Genomic DNA, 21,450 nt, shown 5'->3' with positions numbered 1-21,450 from the left:
TAAAAATATTTCAAATAAAATTATTTCAATAAGAAATATAGAATTACAACATCTACGATTAAGCCAACAATCCAACTGATCCAAAAGTAGCTTTTCCGTGTTTTGTGATGACAAATTTGTCCACCAAGAAAGGCACCTATTCCGCCACCAAAGACTGCTAAAAGAATAAGCACACGCTCTGGAATACGCCACAAATGATGTATCGCTTTATATTTATCGATTGCATAGAATGCAAAAACAATAATATTGTAAAAAGCAAAGGCAATCAATAATATTTCAACGAATTTCATAGGCTATTCCACTTCTAAGGCAAAGGCTTGCCAAGGTTTCAATTGTAGATTCAATTCTTCAATTTTATTTTCATAATTTTGGATGATTTCGTGCTTAATGACAAATCCAGACGAAAAAGGGTTGATTTCGTCAGATAAATTCACAACGACTAAATATTTTTTACCTTCAAATTTACGAACGTATGCAAACACTTCGTCTGCCGTTTCGATCAATTCAAATTCTCCGTGTACGACCCAATCATTCATTCTACGCAACGAAATTAACTTCCGATAGGTATAATAAATTGAATTTTTATCGGCTATTGCAGATTCAACATTAACCTCATGATAATTAGGATTAACGGCTAGCCAAGGTTTAACATCTGAAAATCCGGCGTTTTCTTGATCAGACCATTGCATCGGTGTTCGTGCATTGTCACGTCCAACTTTACGAATGGAGGTCATGATTTCTTCTTCAGAATGGCCTTGTGCCAAACGTTCTTGCCTCATATTAAGAGATTCAATATCATTTAATTCATTGGCAGATTGGAAAGGATAATTCGTCATCCCAATTTCTTCACCTTGATATATATAAGGTGTCCCTTTCATTAAATGTAATAAAATTGCGAAAGCCTTGGCTGATTGAACCCGATATTCTTTGTCATTTCCCCAATTTGAAACAATTCTAGGAAGGTCATGATTATCCCAAAAGAGAGAGTTCCAGCCGTTCTTCAATCCTTGCCATTTTTCAAAAATCGCTTTGAGTTTGGGAACATTCATTTCACCCGCAAACCACTTATCCCCATTTTCAGGATAACTAGAGGTAATGTGTTCAAATTGGAAAACCATTGAAAGCTCTTCACGTTTTGGATCAGAGTATAACGCCGCGACCTCAGGTGTTGCTCCCCATGTCTCTCCAACGGTTAACAAATCTTTTTTACCAAATGTCGCTTGATTCATTTCGTGTAAATAGTCGTGAAGTTTTGGTCCATTTCCGGTAATTTGTTGGTCAACTTCTTTACCGATTAAATCGATGACATCCATCCGGAAGCCACCAATTCCTTTGTCAATCCAATAATTCATCATGTCATAAACTTCTTCATGAACTTTAGGATTTTCCCAATTCAAATCAGGTTGACGCTTGCTAAATATATGGAGATAGTATTGACCCGTTTTTTCGTCAAATTGCCACGCAGAACCTGAAAAAATTGAAGTCAACGCATTAGGCTCATCACGCCAGATATAATAATCACGATATTTATTATCTTTTGATTTCCCTGCCTCAACGAACCATTGATGTTCATCAGAAGTATGATTCACTACAAGGTCCATGATAATTTTGATACCCTTTTTATTTGCTGCATCAAGAAGTAAATCCATATCTTCCATCGTGCCAAAAATGTCAGCGATGGCGCGATAATCTGATATATCATAGCCGTTATCGTCCATCGGACTTTGATAAACTGGGCTCAGCCATATTGCACCAATGCCTAAATCGGACAAATAATCTAATTTTTCAATTATTCCTTGAATATCACCAACACCATCCCTATTTGTATCTTTGAACGAGCGTGGATAAATTTGATAAACGACTGTTTTCTGCCACCAATGCTGTTTCATATATCCTCCATTGAAAAGTCAATTCTTACTATTACTTATAAATCACAAAACCATATTGCAATACATTTTTTCCATCCACTAAGTTCGAAAAGATGACATCATCCGCCACGAAATAAGCTGCCCGCTCACCGATGTTGAATATTGCTTTTAGCTCACCCCGTTCAAATTTTACTATTCCATTTTTATCATCAATGATTTTCCAATTCAGTGGAGAATCTGATAAAACATTTGCATACTTACGGCGGAAAGCCACCAATTCTTTGAAGAATTGATACATATTTTCATCTTGATTTTCAGGTTCCCAGGGCATACATTTACGACAATCCGGATCCATTCCTCCTGTTAGAGCGTATTCATCCCCATAATAAATACATGGAACACCAGGTTGTAAATAGGTGAATGCCTGAACTAATTTCATTAAGTTTTTATTATTCTTAGCAACAGTCAAAATTCTGGCTGTATCATGTGAATCAAGAACATTGAACATAACTTGATTCGTTTGTTTCCGATAAAGCATCAATTGGTTGTTAATGTTCGACACCATCTGTTCGAGTGAAATTTTTCTATCAATTAATCCATCTTTAATTGATTCAGTATAGGCATAGTTCATCACAGCAGAAAATTCATCGCCTGCCAACCAAGGTTGGGAAGAATGCCAAATTTCACCTAAAATGTAGAAATCATTTTTTGCTGAGTCACAAGTTGTCCTAAATTTTTTCCAAAAGGCATGGTCAACTTCATCAGCCACATCTAAACGCCACGCATCAATATCAAATTCTTTAATCCAATATTCTGCAATTTTCAATAAATATTCTTGAACTTCTTTGTTAGCTGTATTTAATTTAGGCATATGTGGCGTAAATGCAAATGTGTCATATGTTGGATTTTCTGCAACTTCAAAATCATCCGTTTTTGTATAAGTCGCAGGCCACTGATTAACATGGAACCAGTCTGCATATTTTGATTTTTCTTGGTTTTTAAGAACATCTTGCCACTCATCAGACATATCTCCAATGTGATTAAAGACCGCATCGAGCATGACTTTGATCCCACGTTCGTGAGCTGCATCAATTAATTTTTTAAAAACTACTTTATCTCCAAAATCTGGGTCAATTTCTAAATAATCCTCTGTATCGTATTTATGATTCGAGAATGCTTTAAATACCGGTGTAAAATAAATCCCGTTGATCCCGAGGTCGGTTAAATGATCCAAATGGTCAATCACGCCTTGTAAATCTCCACCATAAAAGTCCTGGCGTTCTGGACTTTCGGTTGGATCCCATGGTTTTACGTCCTTACGATTTAAAGATGGATCTCCATTTGCAAAACGTTCAGGGAAAATTTGATACCAAACCGTATCTTTAACCCACGCCGGCGCTTTAAACCGATCTGTTTCGTGGAAATAAGGCAGGCGGAAAGCCCCGTATTTTTTTGTTACAAAATCTTCTTCATATGGAAAAATTCCTAAATCATTGTAAACCACTTTTTCACCGTTTTTGTCAGTAATGACAAAAAGATAATCCATCCTTTTTGTTGGAACAGTTACTTCTGCTTCAAAATAATCACTCTCTATAGTAGAAACTAATTTTTCTAATTGAATTGATTGACTGCCCCACGCAGTATAATTACTAATCCAATTGTATGGATCGCCATAAAATAATTCAGCACTTTCAATATCATTTACGGCCCCTTTTAGACGAATGTGTACTAAATCTTTAGTATATAAGTACGCAAACTCCGATTCTGGTCGATGATAAATTGCTGCTTTGTTCATAATTTTAAATCTCCTTCGTGGTTAAAAAATAGTAGCACAGAAGTATGGCTCGTTGCAATTTTATCACAACGCTTTCAAAAACGCAACCGATTGCACATTTTAACGAAAATTTAATTCATTTACATTACAAAACACTTTCTTAAAATAATAAAAAACCTTTTAAATAAATGATTTTTATATGTAACACAATTGTAATATTTTTTCGCTTGACAAACCGCACACGTTTGCGTAAAATTAAAAGTGTAAAAATTAAAACCGTTTTCATTAGGAGGAAACAAAATGAATTCATGGAAAAAAGTTGCACTCGGCGGAGCATCTGTTCTCGCAATCGCAACACTCGCAGCTTGTGGAAACAGCAGCACAAGCTCAACTAAGACATCATCTTCTTCAACAAGTCCTAAGGACATCAAAGGAAATGTTAGTTTGATGGTTGATACTGCCACAGTTCCAAGCTACAAAGAACTCGCCAAAAGCTTCATGAAAGAATACCCTAACGTAACTGTCACGGTGGCAACTAACCCTAATGGTTCAGCAAATGCAAAACAAGATATCGCAAAGGACCCTACTAAATACGCTGATGTATTTAAAGTTCCTAATGACCAACTTGGTGCACTTGCAGAGGCTGGCTATATTAATCCACTTCCTGCTAAACAAGTCTCTTGGATTAAATCAAATGGCATTGATATCGCTTCAACTTCAGTAACATGGAAAGGTGAAGTATACGCATATCCACAAGACCAACAATCTAACGTTATCTATTACAATAAAGCCAAAATGAAAACAGCACCAACTACTTGGACTGATTTCACTGCTACAACAGCACTTGGCACAGACTTCTCTAACTCATACAACTGGTATCCAGCATTCCTTTCAAATGGAACTGTGCTCTTTGGTAAAGATGGTGAAACTTTGACTGGTACAGATGCTGATTCATCAAAAGGTGTTGAAGTTTTGAACTGGTTTGCTAAACAAAAAGCAAATGCAGGGGTCAAAAACTCTGGTTCAGCATTACTTGCCGATTTCCAAGCAGGTAAAACAACTGCTGTTCTTGACGGACCTTGGGATGCCACAAACATCAAGAAATTCCTCGGAGACAATATGGGTGTAACCACTTTGCCTACAATTGATTTCGGTTCAGGTGCTAAACAAATGCAAGCCTTCTCTGGTGTAGGTACTCTTGCAATCAATGCAAAAACTCCATCAGCTGATATCGCTGCAGCAAATGCTCTTGCTCAATACCTTTCAAATGAAGAATCTCAAATGACTCTTTATAAAGAACAAGCTGCAATTCCAGTTGCAAATAACGCTCAAAAAGATTCAACAATCACATCTGACCCTGTTGCTCAAGCTGTAATTAAACAAGTTGCAAATGATACTTTGATGCCAAAAATGCCTGAAATGGCTACATTCTGGACTGAAGCTGCTCCAATTATTCAAAACGCTTACCTTGGAAAGACTCCAACAAGTCAATTCCAATCCCAACTTACTAAGTTTGTTGGTGATATTTCAAAAGCAACTAACTAATTTGTTAATTTTTAAGGGGTTGGGCAAAGCCCAACCCTTTGTTTTATTAAAGGAGTAATACTATGTTTAAAAAGAAAAAATTACTTCCACCCGAGGCAACATTTAGAGAAGTCTGGAAAAATGGAGACCTTGCAACAAAATTAAGTTTTGTAATTATGGGAGCTGCCCAATTAAAAAACAAACAGTGGTTAAAAGGAATTATTTTTTTACTGACTGAGGTTGTTTTCTTCGCTTGGCTTGTTCTTGGTGGTTTAGCAACAATTAGCGGATTGTCGAATTTGGGTGTTAATAAAACCATTCACCGAACCGTTGATGCTCAAGGTTACCCTATAACCGTACAACCTGATGCTTCACTACCAATTTTGCTTTACGGTGTGCTTGCCTTGATCGTGGTAGGACTATTAATTTATATTTATTATGTCAGCTTAAAATCTACAAGGCATTTATACGCTTTAAATCGTGATGGAAAACATATCCCTACGACAAAAGATGACTTAAAATCACTCATGGATGAGCGGATTCATCAGACATTGATGGCTATTCCATTAATCGGTATATTAATCTTCACTGTCCTCCCTCTCATGATTAATATCTTAGTTGCATTTACAAACTACGATTTTAAACACCAAATTGGTTTCTCATGGACTGGATTTGAAGCTTTCGGCAAAATTTTCACTCAAGGTAATATTGCATATACATTCTTTTCATTGCTAGCTTGGACCATCATCTGGGCCATCTTAGCAACTTTTACAACATTCTTTTTCGGCGTCCTACTTGCTCTTCTTATTGAATCAAAAGGGATTAAGTACAAAGGCGTTTGGAGAACTTTGTTTGTAATAGTATTTGCAATGCCTCAATTCATGTCTTTGCTCATGATGAGTCAGTTCTTTGCTGATGGTGGTCCAATTAATACTTGGCTGCAAAACATGCATATCATCAGTGCAAATAATCCTATTCCATTTTTGTCCGACCCAATTTTCGCCAAAGCGACCGTTCTTCTAGTCAACATGTGGATTGGTATTCCAGTATCGATGCTTTTAGCAACTGCAATCATTCAAAACATCTCTCAAGACCAGATTGAAGCAGCTAGAATTGACGGAGCAAACACATTCCAAGTTTTCCGTTCTATTACACTTCCTCAAATTTTATTTGTTATGACACCTGCTCTCATTCAGCAATTCGTAGGTAATATCAATAACTTCAACGTTATTTTCCTATTGACCGGCGGAGGTCCACTTAATGCGAACTTCTACCAAGCAGGATCAACAGACTTACTTGTCACTTGGTTATTCAACTTGACTATGAAGGGAGGAATTGCTAACTACAATATTGGTTCAGCTATTGGTATCTTTATCTTTATCGTAGTTGCAGGATTCTCACTTATTACATACCGTAGAACTAACGCTTTCAAGGAGGGGTCGAATTAAAATGAAATCATATAAATCACAACAAAAAATTTCTTTAGTTTTAAGATACGCCCTTTTAACATTGTTGGCTGCCATCTGGTTATTTCCTGTTTTATGGATTATTCTAGCAAGTTTTTCTTCAACAACGACAGGTTTTGTTCAAACATTTATTCCTCAGCATTGGACGTTATCAAACTATGTCAATATTTTCCAAAATCCATTATTTCCTTACGGCAATTGGTTGATTAATACTTTTGTAATTGCTGTTCTTTCAATGATTATTAGTACCATCTTTGTATTGATTGTTTCATTCTCCCTATCAAGATTACACTTTAAGATGAAAAAAACATATATGCAATTGGCTTTAATACTTGGGATGTTCCCTGGTTTAATGTCAATGGTTAGTTTGTACTATATCATGAAAGCATTCAATATGCTTAATTTAATTGGTTTGCTCCTTATCTATGTTGGTGGTGCTGGTTTAGGATTCTATATTTTTAAAGGATTCCTTGATACGATCCCAGCTTCTATTGATGAAGCTGCAATTATTGACGGTGCTACTAAATGGCAACTCTTCTGGCATATTACACTTCCACTTTCAAAGCCAATCATCGTATATACAGCTTTGATGGCATTCATCGGCCCTTGGCTTGATTTCCTTCTCCCAATGATTTTACTTGGTACAGGAAGTCCAAAGAATTGGACAGTCGCCTATGGTTTGCAAAATATGATGACCAACGCAAAAGGTGCTGCTGGTGGATACTTCCCACAATTCGTTGCCGGATGTATCATCGTCGCAGTCCCTATCACGATTTTATTCATCGTTATGCAAAGATTCTATGTCAATGGTATTACTGCAGGTGCAGATAAAGGATAACATTAAAAAACTAAGCTCTTGTGCTTAGTTTTTTTCTTCAATATTAATATTTTCTTGTAGAAAAAAGCTGCCTATCTCGGTAGCTTTTTACATTTATTATTGACCTAGTAATTCTTGGGCCAACGTTTTATATTTGTTCATATCAATTGAAAGTCCTAAACCACCATATTTATCGTAGGCGTTAGTCCAGTCATTTACTGCTGGAATCGTTGTGGAATTAAGTCCACCTTGCATCCCGAAGAGTGTTCCTAGTCCATTTGTTAAAAAGAATGAATTCGGTATATTCGTCATTGTTACTGCGCGTGCTGTACCTAATGCGCTTGATCCAGTGAAGAGTACTAATGGATTCTTTAGCTTTGTTATAACCGTCGACATAACCTGCTGTTGACGTGCTACACGCCCTGCATCTCCTTGATCATCATGACGGAAACGAGCATAGTTTAACAACGTTCTTCCATCCATTTTTTGAGTTCCTTGTTTGATCATCATGAAAATCCCACCGCCATCAGGATAACCTAACGCAGCTGCTTGAGATGCTGATAAAACCTTGTCAGAGGATACCTTGCCTTCGGTTAACGCTAAATCATCAGGAACAGGTACTTCAGTCATTTTGACACCATTTATAGTTGAAAATTTAGCATCAATTTCAACACCACTAGGGAACAATGAGTCAATCACAGTTGCAAAACTAGAGAAGTCTAAAACGGCATAATACTGAATGTTGACGCCAAAATTTTCTTTCAGTGTTTCACTTAATAAATTAATTCCTTGTTTAGAATACTGCTCACCAATTGTAAAGGCTGCATTAATCTTGACATTCGGCTTACCCGAATAGCTTGAAACCCCAGGTACAGTCACAAGTGTGTCACGCATAAAACTGACAAGCCGGACGGTCTTATGGTCTTTAGAAATGTGGAGCACCATAATTGAATCCGTGTGAGCGACATCTTCACTCTGACCTGGACGTTTATCAGCCCCTAAAACTAAAATATTGGTCGATCCATCAGAATTCGTTTGCCCCGTGAAGGACTCATTTTTAATGGTTCCTCCTTCATGCTGGACTCCTCTGCTATAGCCATAGATAAAGAAGCCAATCATCACCACGATAATGACAATCAAGCATGTTAAAATCCATCTAAACCAATGCTTTTTGCGTTTCTTTTTATTCTTTGGCTGATGGTTTCCAAGCTCAGGATCTCCCCCTGACCTGTGGTTTTTATTGGGTTTTAATTTACTTTTAGGACGTGATTTCAAGCTAGAACGATTTGTGAGGTTTGGTTCTTTGTAATTTCTCGAATCTTGTGGAGATGCGTCCGGTTCGTATTCATTGGAATAATTCTCCCAATGATCACGATATTCGTCAGAATCATTTGTAGAGTAGCCTTGCAAAGCATTATATTCATTTAGTAATTCATAATATTCTTGACGTTCACGAATACTTAAATAATCAACATTCTGATTTAAGTACTGGAGTCGTTTAAATTTTTTTTCATCCATTGCTATGATATTATACCAAATTTTAATCTGTATGCAAAATGAGATTACGATACGCGCTTAAAATCCTTTACTTTATTTTAAAGAAAAAGAACTACATGAGTTCTTTTGCCCTTCTTTCAATAAACTCAACAACATCTTTTATTGACATTCCAGTGCTGTCTAATAAGACCGCATCTTCTGCTTGTTTTAAAGGTGATACAGCACGACTGCTGTCCTTACGGTCTCTTTCGGCTATTTCTGATTTCAATACGTCTAAATCGCAAGGGATTCCCTTCGCTTGATTTTCTTTATAGCGACGTTCAGCACGCTCGTCCACAGAGGCAACCAAGAAAATTTTGAGTTCTGCATCGGGAAGGACGACCGTTCCAATATCGCGCCCATCCATGATGATGCCCCCTTCGTCAGAAATTCTTTGTTGTTCAGCCACCAAAAAAGTTCTGATTTCAGGAATGGCTGATACCCAAGAGACATTATTGGTCACTTCATTAGTTCTGATGAGTTTTGTGACATCTTCTTCCCCGAGGAAAACCATTTGTCCATGACTTGTATTTTTAAATGAAATTGGATTCGCTTTGATTTCTTCAATAATATCAGCTGCCACTTTTAAATTATTTCTCAAAGCAACTGCAGTAGCAGCCCGATACATGGCACCTGTATCTAAATAAATAAGGCCTAAATCTTGTGCAATAATTTTGGCTACGGTTGATTTCCCACTTGAAGCTGGACCGTCAACTGCGATTTGAATCTTTTTCATTTTTTCCCTAACTAACTCTTAATGATTTTATTTCAATTTAATAACTTGACCAGCATAGATCGCTGACCCATCAGAATTATACCCAGCTGCCGAAATGTTATTTAAACTCGCAATAACACTCCAAGAAACCCCTGTTTTCGCAGCAATTTTTGTTGGTGTATCACCAGCAACAATGGTATAAGTACTCCCTATAGCAGCACTAGAACTTGAGGATGTAGCACTCGATGTTGATGTTGAAGTACTCGTACTGGTTGAATCAGTCGACTGAGCTGATGATGATGAGCTTGCTGATGCTTTACTTGTCACTGATGACGATGTTGAACCGTTATTAAAAGCACTTACGGGCTTTGATCCCTGCAATGCACTGTTCCATAAAACAAAAGTTAATCCTAACCCAATTAAAACAAACATGAGGATTACAAGGAAGGTAAGAAAACGAGTCGTTAATGGTTTCTTACTTTGATTCTTTGTTCTTTCTTTCCTATTTAAATCTTCGGGATTTTCTTTCATTGCTTGATATATTTCATTGTTCCAAGGTTCTTTCGTTCCCACGACTTTTTCCTTTCTTTTTTTGTATTTTTTTATTATTATTTTTTTATGAAGATAAAAATTATACCTGAGCGATGTATCGCCTGTGGACTTTGCCACACCAAGGCCCCTCAAACATTTGATTACCATGACAATGGAATTGTCAAATTTTACACTACTCCTGCCCTTGAGGAAGATTTTCCTGAAACAATGGAAAACATCACAGCTGTAAAATCTTGTCCTACTTCTGCTCTCCAAATTGTAAAAGAGAAGAATTAACAGGTAATTTTCACGTTCAACATTTCGTTTGTGACAAATAAAAAAATAATTGTTACCACTATTTTACCATAACTTTCGCTTTTCACATAAATAAAATAGTTCTTTTATTTGCAATAGTGAGGATAAATTTTTTTATCCTCTTTTTTTCTTTATATCACCTTAATAAAAGCGTATCTCATTAAAAAATAAGCAAAAAAGTTTGAAATCGTTTACGATTAGAGTTGATTAAGAATAAATTGTGTAGTATAATAAACAAGTAATGATTTTATTATTATAAACTTATATAGGAGGTTACTCAATTGAGTATCGGAATTGTTATTGCGAGCCATGGCGAATTCGCCCTCGGCATTAAACAATCTGTTACAATGATTTTCGGTGAGCAAGAAAAAGTACAAACAGTTACTTTTATGCCTAACGAAGGTCCTGCAGATTTACATGCTAAGCTCGAAAATGCTATCGCAACTTTTGATGCCGAAGATGATGTACTTATCCTTGCTGACTTGTGGAGCGGTTCTCCATTTAATCAGTCAAGTGCGATTTTGAATGAAAATCCAGATCGTAAAATTGCTATCATCACTGGTCTCAACTTACCAATGCTTATCCAAGCCTACACAGAACGCATGATGGATGCGACTGCTGGCATTGATAAAGTAGTGGCAAACATTATGAAGGAAGCTAAAGAAGGCATTCGTGTTCTCCCTGAAACCCTTCAACCAGCTGACATTGCCCCTGTTACTGCAGCACCTGCTGCTAACCAAGGTGCAATCCCAGAAGGAACTGTCATTGGTGACGGTAAGATTAAAATTAATCTTGTCCGCATTGATACACGTCTTCTTCACGGACAAGTCGCTACGGCTTGGACACCAGATTCAAAAGCAGATCGTATCATCGTTGTTTCTGACAACGTTGCAAATGACGAAATGCGTAAAACTTTGATTGAACAAGCTGCACCATCAAACGTGCATGCTAATGTTGTCCCAATCAAGAAATTCATTGAAGTTGCTAAAGATCCACGTTTCGGTGGAACTCATGCTTTCTTGCTCTTTGAAAATCCAGAAGATGCTCTTGCTATAGTTGAAGCAGTGCCTGGTCTTATCTCTTCAATTAACGTAGGCTCAATGGCCCATTCAACTGGTAAAACTATGTTGAACAACGTTCTTTCTGCAGATAAAACAGACGTTTTAGCTTTTGAAAAAATGCGTGACTTAGGCGTTAAATTTGACGTACGTAAAGTCCCAACTGATTCTAAAGCTGACATTTTTGCTTTGATTGACAAAGCTAACATTAAATAATTAAGGAGAAATAGCTATAATGAGTGCTATTAGTATAATTTTAGTCATTCTTGTCGCGTTCCTTGCAGGACTCGAAGGAATTCTTGACCAATGGCAATTCCACCAACCTATCCTTGCTTGTACTTTGATCGGACTTGTAACTGGTCACTTGGCTGCAGGTATCTTACTTGGTGGTGCGCTTCAAATGATCGCCCTTGGTTGGGCAAACATCGGTGCCGCTGTCGCACCTGATGCCGCTCTTGCTTCTGTAGCATCAGCACTTTTGATGGTTAAAGGTTGGGATTGGAGCAAAGGTACACCTACTGTTCAAGATCTTCAAACATTTATCGCATCAGCAATCGTACTTGCAACTGCAGGTCTCGTTTTGACAACACTTGTTCGTTTCATCAACGTTGGTACAATCCACTTGGCTGATGCAGCTGCTGAACGTGGTTCATACGCTGGTGTTCAAGGTTGGCATATGTTCGCTTTGCTTTTGCAAGGTTTGCGTATCGCTATCCCTGCTGCTATCATCACAGCCGTTCCTGCCTCTGTTGTTGCAGATGCATTGAATGCTATTCCAGACTGGCTTAAAGGTGGTCTTGCTGTCGGTGGTGGTATGGTCGTTGTTGTTGGTTACGCAATGGTTATCAACATCATGGCAACTGCAGAAATCTGGCCATTCTTCTTCCTTGGTTTCGTTCTTGCTCCTCTTGCTCCAAACGCAGCTGGTCTTAACGGAATTTCCCTTATCGGTATGGGTATCCTTGGTACTGTAATCGCGCTTATCTACTTGACTCTTTCTGACAAGAAAGGTTTAGCTGGGGTAGCTGGTGGTTCTGGTGATCCAATCGGCGATATCTTGAACGATTATTAATAGGAAAGGAGAAATTATAAAATGGAAAATACAAATAAAAAGTTTCACCTTTCTAAGAAAGAACGTTTCTCAGTAATGATGCGTTCAATGTTCTTGCAAGGTTCATGGAACTATGAACGTATGCAAAACTTGGGATTCCTATATGCAATGATTCCAGCCTTGAAGAAATTCTACCCAGCTGGTTCTGACGAAGCTAAAGCAGCTTTGAAACGTCACATGGAATTCTTTAATACTCACCCATACCCTGCTGCTCCTATCATCGGTGTAACTCTTGCCCTTGAAGAAGAAAAAGCAAATGGTGTTGAAGTTGATGACGCAGCTATCCAAGGTGTTAAAGTTGGTATGATGGGTCCTTTGGCCGGTGTTGGTGACCCTGTATTCTGGTTCACACTTCGTCCTATTATCGGTGCCTTGGGTGCTTCACTTGCATTGACAGGTTCTATCGTAGGTCCAATCCTCTTCTTCGTTCTTTGGAATGCTATCCGTATCGCATTCTTGTGGTATACACAAGAATTTGGTTACAAACAAGGTACAGCTATTACTTCTGACCTTGGTGGTGGATTGTTACAAAAAGTTACCAAAGGTGCATCCATCCTTGGTATGTTTATCTTGGGTGTATTGATCGAACGTTGGGTTAACATCAGCTTCACTGGTCCAAACGCAATGCTTCCAAAACAACCTTTGGCAGATGGTGCATACAATGGTGCTTACATCAGCCATGCCCACAATATTGGTACTGCTGCTGCTCCAATTTGGCAAGCTACTGATGCTTCTCAAATCGTTGATGCAACTGCTAAAGGCGCTCACTATGCCGCTGTTGGAAACTTGGGTAATATCAACATTACTGGTTCACAACTCGGAACATTCTTGAGCAACAGCGGACTTGGATTGAACCCATTCAAACAACAAACTTTGACTGACGTATTCAATTCACTTATCCCTGGTTTCGTTGCCTTAATCTTGACTTTCATCGTTATCTGGATTTTGCGTAAATGGAAAAACCGTAACGCTCCACTTATTATCATTCTCGGCTTGTTCGTTCTTGGTATTTTGCTCCACGTTGCTGGTTTGGCTTAAGCCCTACACAAAAAAAGATGTGAACTTCTTGTTCATATCTTTTTTATTTACATCATAATCATCTCGTATGATGACCTTCTGCTTGGAATCATAAAAAGAAGTTTATTTTACTCCGTATCATTAAAAAATATGTAGATTAATTAAATCTTATTCGTATATTAGCTCATAATTCATCGATAATTATGTTATAATAGACAGGGATGAATGGCTCTAACAACCTATTCGTCATATCTTTTTGAATGGAGTGAGAAAGTTTGGCTCAATCTTTAAATACAAAAGTTGATTTAACAACTGAAGCTGTTGCATATCTAGGATTCGCACAATATGGGCAAATCATGGTTGGAGACAAAGCAATCGAATTTTTTGATAAACGTAGCGTGGAAAATAATATGCAATTTCCATGGAAATCTATTTTGCGTGTCGAAGGCGAAGTAAGCAGAGCTTTCAGAGGAAAAAAGAAAATAGGTCGTCAATTTTCTATCGTTCTTCAAAATGGAAAAAAAGTACGTTTTTCATCAAAAGAAACAGGCAAAATTTTAAAAACTTTACGTGAATACCTCGGAAATGAGAAGGTTGTACAAGCTCCTAAATTTGCTGATGCTTTCAGAAATTTATATTACAGAATTACCAAAAAAAAGAAAGCCTAAGCTTTCTTTTTAATATCTTTTAAAAGTCATTCTGATCCTTTTAATTAACTGGACTCGGTAGTCTACTCGGCCAATAAACCTCGTTACTTTACTAAAAATATAACATGATACAAGAGTAACGGCAAAATTTGGCAAAGCCAAGTAAGTGACCAATGAAAGCATCATGACGACGATGTCAATTCCGAATAAGACTTTGTCAATCCCCATCTCCCATTGGTCCTCCATGATACGACTTAACAATAAGGAACCTCCAAAAGTTCCCTCTGAGACAACGACAAGCCCTGCGCCGATTCCTGAAAGAATCCCATCACAAATACCAGCCAGTATCATGTGATCGAAAGTGAAACCTTGTATGCCGATTGCTTCGAAAATCAATATCCATAAACTCATTGCAAGTGCCCCTGGAATACTTAAGAGTAGCTCACGTTTTGTTAGAAGCTTCCACCCAAATAAAAATAATGGAATATTAACTAAGAAGAAAGTAAGTGCTGGATTAACATTAAAAACAAAGTTTACAAATACAGAAAAACCGGCGATACCATTACTTGCAAGTTCATTAGGGAGTACAAAGAGTTGAACAGATAAGATATACAGACCTACTCCAAGGACAAGTATGAATAAGTCCTTCATAAATTTTTGGTCAATTTTGACATCGAGAATTGTCACATTGGCTCCTTTCTGATTGAAACGTGGTGGGTTACAATTTGTGTATCACGATGTGATATAATAGAATGTAACAAACACTTCGTGGAGGAAATAATGATTGATTTAGCGAATAATGAAATCGAGCTTAAAACATCAGCAACTGTTTTTCTTGGGGCTCAAATGGAGGGCTACATCAAGATAGGAAATTTAGGCTTTGAATTTGAGTATAAAAACAAAAGGCTGGGTAAGAATATTAGCTTAGCTTGGTACGATATCGTTAAAGTAGAAATGAATGTATCTGTTCGTGGAAAATTGAAAAATGCTTTTTCAATTGAAACTTCAAGTCAAACAATCTTGAACTTTATTTCTGATGACGCGGGAAAAATATTGAAATTAATCCGCGAACACATTGGAAAAGACCGCGTTGTCCGTGCACCAAATTTACTATCTGTTTTCTCCCTCAAGAATTAAGCGTTCCAAATTAGCTTTTAAAAAAAGCTAATTTTTCTTTTACTTCAGCACGATACTCTTTACGACCAACGAGTCGTGTCACCTTACTAAAAATGAAGCATGATAATAGTGTTACTGCAAAATTTGGGAGGGCCAAAAATGTCACCAATGATAAGATCATTACAACCACATCAATAATAAAGAGGGCTTTATCAATTTCCATCTTCGTATGACTTTCCATTATTCGGCTGAACATGAGTGAACCACCAATTGTTCCGCGCGAGAGAATCGCAAGCCCAACCCCAAGACCAGAGAGTAAACCATCTGAAATACCAGCCAAAATTAAATTACTGTACTGAATTCCAGGAATATTGACGGCTTCAAAGACCATGAGCCACAAGGTCATTGCTGATGCACCAACCAAACTCAAGAGAAGTTCTCTTTTATCAAGGAATTTACCACCAAAAATGAACAATGGGATATTGACCAATAGGACAGTCAGAAATGGACTAATTCCAAAAACAAAATTCATAAATACTGACAATCCCGCGATGCCATTAGAGGCTAATTCATTTGGGATAACAAATAGTTTGACTGAGAGGGCATAAAGTCCAACTCCGACTAATAATATGATTAGGTCAATAAAAAATCGACGATCTAATCTTACATTAAATAGTGACAGGCCTTTTTTACTGTTCATGGAATAATATTTTTTTAATTTTTTCAAAACTTGGAATCTCCTTAACTGTACTAGCATTATTGTTTCATATATGATAAATTATATCTTTATCATATTCTAAAAAATACTTATAATCTTATTATAACATTTTTTTGGCAATTTCTGAAATGTTTTTTTATTTTTTTGACAAAAGTTTAGAAAACTGGTAAAATATGGTCTGAAGAATAGATTTTGTTGACCTTCTCAGAGAGCCTGTGTTTGCTGTAAACAGGTAAGTTAGACCTCTTCTTTCTCCTTCACTATTTTCTTCTGAAAAGAAGAACGTCTTTCTCACGTTACGAGGTCAAGAGATTCTGTCAGTGCTGACTAGATTGTTAGTTGAAAAAAAGACAGAAAATTAGGTGGAACCGTACTTTGAGTGCCCTATTTCTTCTTTTTAAGGAGGAATGGGGTTTTTTTATTAATATAGAAAGGAACTGATTTCTAGTCATAGAGATCAAATGTAGAAAAAATGTTAGACATTAAAAAAATTCGTTCAAATTTTGACGAAGTCGCTGAAAAATTAGCAACCCGTGGGGTAGCCAAAGAAAAATTGGAGGCTCTACACAAATTCGACGTCCAACGTCGCGCATTGATTGTTAAGTCAGAAGAGTTAAAGGCACAACGCAACACGGTTTCTGATGAAATTTCACAAATCAAACGTGCAAAAGGTGATGCTTCAGTACAAATTGCAGCCATGCAAAAGGTTTCTGCAGACATCAAAATCATTGATGCTGAATTGGCAGAAATCGAAACAAAAGTAAATGACATTATTGTCATGCTGCCAAATATTCCTAACCCACTAGATCCAATTGGTCCAGATGAGGACAGTAATGAGGAACAACGTCGTTGGGGAAAAACTCTAGAATTTAATTTTGAACCAAAAGCACACTGGGATCTTGGTGAAGCTTTAGATATTTTAGATTGGGACCGTGGCGCTAAAGTCACAGGAGCTCGATTCCTCTTCTACAAAGGATTAGGCGCTCGATTAGAACGTGCTTTGTATAATTTCATGTTAGATGAACACGCTAAAGAAGGTTATACAGAAATGATCACTCCATACATGGTCAATGCAGACTCAATGTTTGGTACGGGTCAATATCCTAAGTTTAAAGAAGATACCTATGAAGTAAAAAATGAAGATTATGTTCTTATTCCTACAGCTGAAGTTCCTTTGACCAACTATTACCGCAATGAAATTATTGATGGACAAGACTTGCCAATATATTTTACTGCGATGACCCCAGCTTTCCGTTCAGAAGCTGGCTCTGCAGGTCGTGATACACGTGGTTTAATTCGTTTACACCAATTCCATAAAGTTGAAATGGTTAAATTCTCAAAACCTGAAAATTCATATGATGAACTTGAAAAAATGACTGCTAATGCTGAAAACATTTTGCAAAAATTAGGACTCGCCTATCGTGTCATCAGACTCTCAACTGGAGATATGGGCTTTTCTGCAGCGATGACTTACGATTTGGAAGTTTGGATTCCTGCTCAAAATACTTACCGTGAAATTTCTTCATGTTCAAACTGTGAAGATTTCCAAGCTCGTCGTGCCCAAATCCGTTACCGTGATGAAGATGGGAAAACTCAATTGTTGCATACTTTAAACGGTTCAGGACTTGCAGTAGGACGGACAGTTGCTGCGATTCTCGAAAATTACCAAAACGAAGACGGTTCAGTAACAATTCCTGAAGTTTTGCGTCCATACATGGGTGGTTTAGAAGTCATTTCAAAATAAGCAGAAATAATAAATCGACATGATGGAGGTTTATCTATGGATAAAATTTTCCCTAAAAAGTTACAGATGGGAGATGAAATTCGAGTCATATCGCCTAGTTCATCATTATTGCGTACAGGTTCATTCAAAGAAAAATTAATCGCAAAAAAAAGAATTGAGTCCTGTGGTTTTAAAGTTACTTTTGGTGATCATATTTTAGAAAATGACTTAATTAATTCAAGTTCTATTGTTTCTCGATTAGAGGATTTTCATGCTGCTTTTGCTGACCCAAATGTAAAGGCTGTGCTTTGTACAATTGGGGGATTCAATTCTAACGAGCTCCTCCCTTTCATTAATTGGGAAGTCATTAAAAATAATCCGAAGATTTTTTGTGGATTTTCAGATATTACAGCCCTCCATCAAGCAATTTTTGCTCACACAGGTCTCGTTACATATTACGGACCTGGATATATTGCTTTTTTGATGAATGAATTGCAAGAATTTCAAACTGATGAATGGCTAAAGGCAGTCAGTGGAGATTCAAGCTACAAATTGAGCGCAAGTGATTATTTCACAAGTGACGAATGGTATCTGCCAGAAATACCTCGAAATTACATTAAAAATGAATGGAAAGTATACAATGACGGAAATGCGACTGGGACAATTTTAGGTGGAAATTTAAACACCTTGATGTTGATTACTGGTACAAGTTCACAGATACACTTACACGCTCCCATTGCTTTTTTAGAAAATGCTGAGGGTGAGGATTACCTTGACTGGGATAGGGAACTTGCACATTTCCTTCAAATTTATCCTGATATTGCCGGACTAGTAATCGGTCGTTTTCCAAAAGAGGCAAATATGACTGGGGACCTTTTACACTTCATTTTAGATAAATTCCCTCAATTGCGTCATATTCCTGTGATTTACGATGTTGATTTTGGACACACGCAACCTATTTTTACATTTCCATTGGGTGGGGATGTTGAAATATCAACCGATCCACTGAACCTTCACATTTTGAGAGGATAAAAAAACTGTCATCACTGACAGTTTTTTTTTAAAGTTCAACAATTGTTCCAGACTTAAGATAAACAATCCATTCGCACAAGTTAATGGCATATCCAACAATGCGTTCAAGATATACCAAGGTCAAAAGGTATTCTTTACCTGTAGTAATTGTTTCTGCATTTTCTCTCATGGCCTCGAGAATTTTATTTTCGATTTCATGATTCATTTCTTTAACAATGACTTGTTGATCTGCAATTTCGCGTGCCCGAACATCATCGCCTTGGATATAGGCATTCAGTGATGCGTCAACAATTGATTTTACCTTTTCACCAAGAAGTGAAATATCTTCCTCAGCTTCGTGAATCCGTTCTTCACCTTTCAGATGGATTGTTGCTTGGGCAATTGACGCAACGTGGTCACCCATACGTTCAAGGTCCGAGCTCGCTTTAAGTACGGTGACAATCGTTCTCAAATCACCTGATACGGGTTGTTGGAGGGCAATCATTTCTAGCGATTGAACTTCCAATTTTTTTTCTTGTTCATTGATCTCAAAATCACCAACAATCACTTCTTCCGCTAAATCTCTGTCATGGCTTACAAAAGCACGAACAGCTTTGTTGAGCTGAGCAGAAACTTGAGTTCCCATCGAATAGAATTGATTATGAAGTTTATTCAAATCGTCTTCAAATTGTGTACGAAGCATCTTTTTATCCTTTTTCTTTCTTATTGTTAGTATAACATAATTATTGAGTAATATCTGAACTTCATTGGTTCACTTAAAAATCTAACCATTCAAGCGATAGCTCAGAATGATTGGATAAAAATAAGACTTCATTATCCAAAGCGACCAGCAATATAATCTTCTGTTTCTTTTTTCTCTGGATTCAAGAAAATTTTATTAGTTTCATTAATTTCAATGAGGTCACCATTCAACATAAAAGCTGTCCGGTCAGAGATGCGTGATGCTTGTTGCATACTGTGCGTTACAATAACTAGTGTATAATTTTTCTTCAGTTCAAGTAATGTCTCTTCAACACGACCAGCTGAAATAGGGTCCAATGCAGACGTAGGTTCATCAAGCAAAATAATATCCGGATTGACAGCCAATACACGCGCAATACAAACCCGTTGTTGTTGCCCTCCCGATAAACCAAGGGCTGATGAATGCAAAATATCTTTTACTTCATCCCAAATATTTGCTGCTTTCAATGAATTCTCAACGACTTCATCAAGAATTGCTTTGTCTTTAACGCCTTTCAAACGTAAACCATAGACCACATTTTCATATATCGAAAAAGGAAATGGATTCGGTTGTTGGAACACCATGCCGATTTCTTTTCGTAAATCCACGGTATCCACCTTTGGACTGTAAATATTACGATTTTTATAATTTATTGAGCCAGTGATTGTCACAGTTGGAATCAAATCATTCATCCGGTTAATTGAACGCAATAACGTTGATTTTCCACACCCCGAAGGACCAATTAATGCGGTAATTTCATTCGGATAGAGATCCATTGTGATACTATTCAATGCCTTTTTCTTAGAATAATAAAGACTTAAATCACTTATTGTTAAAATTGCTTCTTTTGTCATATTCTCTCCCAAAACTTCGAAGTGGAAGTTCTGTAAATGCTGTCCCTACTGACCACGAATTTTATCAGCAGTGACAAATTGATAATGCTTATTTAACCGAAATGTCCAGAAACATAATCTTCAGTAGCTTTCAATTCAGGTTGCGTAAAGATTTTACTTGTTTCATCATATTCAATCAAATCTCCAGAGTAGTAAAAGGCAGTGTAATCACTCGCACGTGAAGCTTGTGCCATGTTATGTGTAACAATAATGATTGTATAATCCTTCTTCAAATCAGCCATTGTCTCTTCAATTTGCATTGTTGAAATAGGGTCCAAAGCTGACGCAGGTTCGTCCATCAAAATAATTTCTGGTTTGACAGATAAAGCACGTGCAATACATAGACGTTGCGCTTGCCCCCCTGACATAGCCAATGCCGAACCATTTAAATTATCTTTGACTTGATCCCAAAGGGCAGCCTGTTTCAAAGACGTTTCAACAATTTCATCTAGCTTTTTCTTATCTTTAATTCCTTCACGACGATGAATAAAAGCAATGTTTTCATATATTGACTTAGGAAACGGATTCGGACGCTGAAAAACCATGCCAATTTGTTTGCGAACTTCATAAACATTAACTTTCGGGTCATTAATATTCACACCCGCGTAATTAATTTCTCCAGTCACGCGAGCGCCATCAATTGTATCGTTCATCCGGTTCAAAGCACGTAAATATGTAGATTTTCCTGACCCTGAAGGTCCAATCAATGCTGTAATTTTATTCTTTGGAAATTGCATTGAAACGCCATGTATTGCTTCTTTTGTACCATTATAGAAGACACGCAAATCTGTTGTTGAAAGTGCAATGTCTTTATCAAACGTCATAATTTGACGTTCATTCCAATCATAAGTTGTTGCCATAAAATTTA

General features: G+C 37.2%; 22 protein-coding genes. 11 read left to right on the top strand and 11 right to left on the bottom strand.

The features are described from left to right. Positions 1 to 20: 20 nt before the first annotated feature. Genes RT41_RS00580 through RT41_RS00570 form a run of 3 tightly spaced genes read right to left on the bottom strand, consistent with a single transcriptional unit; the run spans position 21 to position 3,663 of the window. Positions 21 to 290 (bottom strand): DUF1294 domain-containing protein, encoded by a 270-nt coding sequence (locus RT41_RS00580; RefSeq protein WP_096816836.1) that lies wholly within the window; start codon positions 288 to 290, stop codon positions 21 to 23. A 3-nt stretch (positions 291 to 293) separates the two neighbouring features. Beyond that, positions 294 to 1,889 carry a glycoside hydrolase family 13 protein gene (locus RT41_RS00575; protein ID WP_096816835.1) on the bottom strand — a complete coding sequence of 532 codons (1,596 nt, stop codon included), beginning with the start codon at positions 1,887 to 1,889 and terminating at the stop codon, positions 294 to 296. Positions 1,890 to 1,920: 31 nt separating this feature from the next. Then, entirely contained in the window at positions 1,921 to 3,663 is a 1,743-nt protein-coding gene (locus RT41_RS00570; RefSeq protein ID WP_096816834.1) for a glycoside hydrolase family 13 protein, read from the bottom strand. Positions 3,664 to 3,942: 279 nt separating this feature from the next. On the opposite strand from RT41_RS00570, the gene RT41_RS00565 reads away from it, so the two are divergent. From RT41_RS00565 to RT41_RS00555, 3 genes are all read left to right on the top strand, one after another. Next, positions 3,943 to 5,187, top strand: a complete 1,245-nt coding sequence (locus tag RT41_RS00565; protein ID WP_054639021.1) for an extracellular solute-binding protein — start codon at positions 3,943 to 3,945, stop codon at positions 5,185 to 5,187. A 62-nt stretch (positions 5,188 to 5,249) separates the two neighbouring features. Then, positions 5,250 to 6,614 (top strand): carbohydrate ABC transporter permease, encoded by a 1,365-nt coding sequence (locus tag RT41_RS00560; protein ID WP_096816833.1) that lies wholly within the window; start codon positions 5,250 to 5,252, stop codon positions 6,612 to 6,614. Between the two features lies 1 nt (position 6,615). Continuing rightward, positions 6,616 to 7,470: a sugar ABC transporter permease gene (locus tag RT41_RS00555; protein ID WP_096816832.1), complete on the top strand. Its 855-nt coding sequence runs from the start codon at positions 6,616 to 6,618 to the stop codon at positions 7,468 to 7,470. Positions 7,471 to 7,566: 96 nt separating this feature from the next. On the opposite strand, the gene RT41_RS00550 is transcribed toward RT41_RS00555, so the two are convergent. From RT41_RS00550 to RT41_RS00540, 3 genes are all read right to left on the bottom strand, one after another. After that, the gene (locus tag RT41_RS00550; protein ID WP_180752659.1) at positions 7,567 to 8,967 is read right to left on the bottom strand and encodes an LCP family protein; all 1,401 of its coding nucleotides are present in this window, start codon (positions 8,965 to 8,967) and stop codon (positions 7,567 to 7,569) included. 91 nt (positions 8,968 to 9,058) lie between these two features. Continuing rightward, on the bottom strand, positions 9,059 to 9,721 hold the full coding sequence (gene cmk / locus RT41_RS00545) for a (d)CMP kinase (RefSeq protein WP_054639023.1): 663 nt from the start codon (positions 9,719 to 9,721) through the stop codon (positions 9,059 to 9,061). A gap of 27 nt (positions 9,722 to 9,748) precedes the next feature. After that, a complete protein-coding gene (locus tag RT41_RS00540) occupies positions 9,749 to 10,273 on the bottom strand; it encodes an SAG1386/EF1546 family surface-associated protein (RefSeq protein WP_054639024.1) in 525 nt (174 codons plus the stop codon). 45 nt (positions 10,274 to 10,318) lie between these two features. On the opposite strand from RT41_RS00540, the gene RT41_RS00535 reads away from it, so the two are divergent. The 5 genes from RT41_RS00535 to RT41_RS00515 all read left to right on the top strand — a co-directional run bounded on the left by RT41_RS00535 (position 10,319) and on the right by RT41_RS00515 (position 14,400). After that, positions 10,319 to 10,528, top strand: coding sequence for a ferredoxin (locus RT41_RS00535; RefSeq protein WP_096816830.1), 210 nt, complete (start codon positions 10,319 to 10,321; stop codon positions 10,526 to 10,528). 299 nt (positions 10,529 to 10,827) lie between these two features. Next, positions 10,828 to 11,820, top strand: a complete 993-nt coding sequence (locus RT41_RS00530; protein ID WP_096816829.1) for a mannose/fructose/sorbose PTS transporter subunit IIA — start codon at positions 10,828 to 10,830, stop codon at positions 11,818 to 11,820. 19 nt (positions 11,821 to 11,839) lie between these two features. Continuing rightward, positions 11,840 to 12,676 carry a mannose/fructose/sorbose family PTS transporter subunit IIC gene (locus RT41_RS00525; protein ID WP_096816828.1) on the top strand — a complete coding sequence of 279 codons (837 nt, stop codon included), beginning with the start codon at positions 11,840 to 11,842 and terminating at the stop codon, positions 12,674 to 12,676. Between the two features lie 21 nt (positions 12,677 to 12,697). After that, positions 12,698 to 13,753 carry a PTS system mannose/fructose/sorbose family transporter subunit IID gene (locus tag RT41_RS00520; RefSeq protein WP_054639025.1) on the top strand — a complete coding sequence of 352 codons (1,056 nt, stop codon included), beginning with the start codon at positions 12,698 to 12,700 and terminating at the stop codon, positions 13,751 to 13,753. A 254-nt stretch (positions 13,754 to 14,007) separates the two neighbouring features. Next, positions 14,008 to 14,400: a DUF956 family protein gene (locus RT41_RS00515; RefSeq protein ID WP_096816827.1), complete on the top strand. Its 393-nt coding sequence runs from the start codon at positions 14,008 to 14,010 to the stop codon at positions 14,398 to 14,400. A gap of 9 nt (positions 14,401 to 14,409) precedes the next feature. On the opposite strand, the gene RT41_RS00510 is transcribed toward RT41_RS00515, so the two are convergent. Beyond that, positions 14,410 to 15,066 (bottom strand): YitT family protein, encoded by a 657-nt coding sequence (locus RT41_RS00510; RefSeq protein ID WP_054639026.1) that lies wholly within the window; start codon positions 15,064 to 15,066, stop codon positions 14,410 to 14,412. A 93-nt stretch (positions 15,067 to 15,159) separates the two neighbouring features. On the opposite strand from RT41_RS00510, the gene RT41_RS00505 reads away from it, so the two are divergent. After that, the gene (locus RT41_RS00505; protein ID WP_054639027.1) at positions 15,160 to 15,516 is read left to right on the top strand and encodes a DUF956 family protein; all 357 of its coding nucleotides are present in this window, start codon (positions 15,160 to 15,162) and stop codon (positions 15,514 to 15,516) included. Positions 15,517 to 15,526: 10 nt separating this feature from the next. Here RT41_RS00505 and RT41_RS00500 read toward each other — a convergent pair whose 3' ends face one another. Continuing rightward, positions 15,527 to 16,177, bottom strand: coding sequence for a YitT family protein (locus tag RT41_RS00500; protein WP_096817015.1), 651 nt, complete (start codon positions 16,175 to 16,177; stop codon positions 15,527 to 15,529). A 508-nt stretch (positions 16,178 to 16,685) separates the two neighbouring features. Here RT41_RS00500 and serS point away from each other — a divergent pair. Next, the gene (gene serS, locus RT41_RS00495) at positions 16,686 to 17,957 is read left to right on the top strand and encodes a serine--tRNA ligase (RefSeq protein WP_096816826.1); all 1,272 of its coding nucleotides are present in this window, start codon (positions 16,686 to 16,688) and stop codon (positions 17,955 to 17,957) included. A gap of 36 nt (positions 17,958 to 17,993) precedes the next feature. Then, entirely contained in the window at positions 17,994 to 18,968 is a 975-nt protein-coding gene (locus RT41_RS00490) for a S66 family peptidase (RefSeq protein WP_096816825.1), read from the top strand. 28 nt (positions 18,969 to 18,996) lie between these two features. Here the strand turns inward: RT41_RS00490 and phoU are convergent, their stop codons facing one another. The 3 genes from phoU to pstB (RT41_RS00475) form a co-directional block, all read right to left on the bottom strand. Beyond that, a complete protein-coding gene (gene phoU, locus RT41_RS00485; protein ID WP_054639028.1) occupies positions 18,997 to 19,650 on the bottom strand; it encodes a phosphate signaling complex protein PhoU in 654 nt (217 codons plus the stop codon). Positions 19,651 to 19,781: 131 nt separating this feature from the next. Beyond that, positions 19,782 to 20,543, bottom strand: coding sequence for a phosphate ABC transporter ATP-binding protein PstB (gene pstB / locus RT41_RS00480; protein WP_096816824.1), 762 nt, complete (start codon positions 20,541 to 20,543; stop codon positions 19,782 to 19,784). A gap of 92 nt (positions 20,544 to 20,635) precedes the next feature. Then, the gene (pstB, locus tag RT41_RS00475; RefSeq protein WP_054639029.1) at positions 20,636 to 21,442 is read right to left on the bottom strand and encodes a phosphate ABC transporter ATP-binding protein PstB; all 807 of its coding nucleotides are present in this window, start codon (positions 21,440 to 21,442) and stop codon (positions 20,636 to 20,638) included. Positions 21,443 to 21,450 lie beyond the last annotated feature (8 nt).

The sequence above is a fragment of the Lactococcus fujiensis JCM 16395 genome (assembly GCF_002441655.1).
Taxonomy (GTDB): Bacteria; Bacillota; Bacilli; order Lactobacillales; family Streptococcaceae; genus Lactococcus; species Lactococcus fujiensis.
The sequence above is the reverse complement of the archived record's forward strand: the minus strand, read 5'-3'. Positions and strand labels throughout refer to the sequence as shown.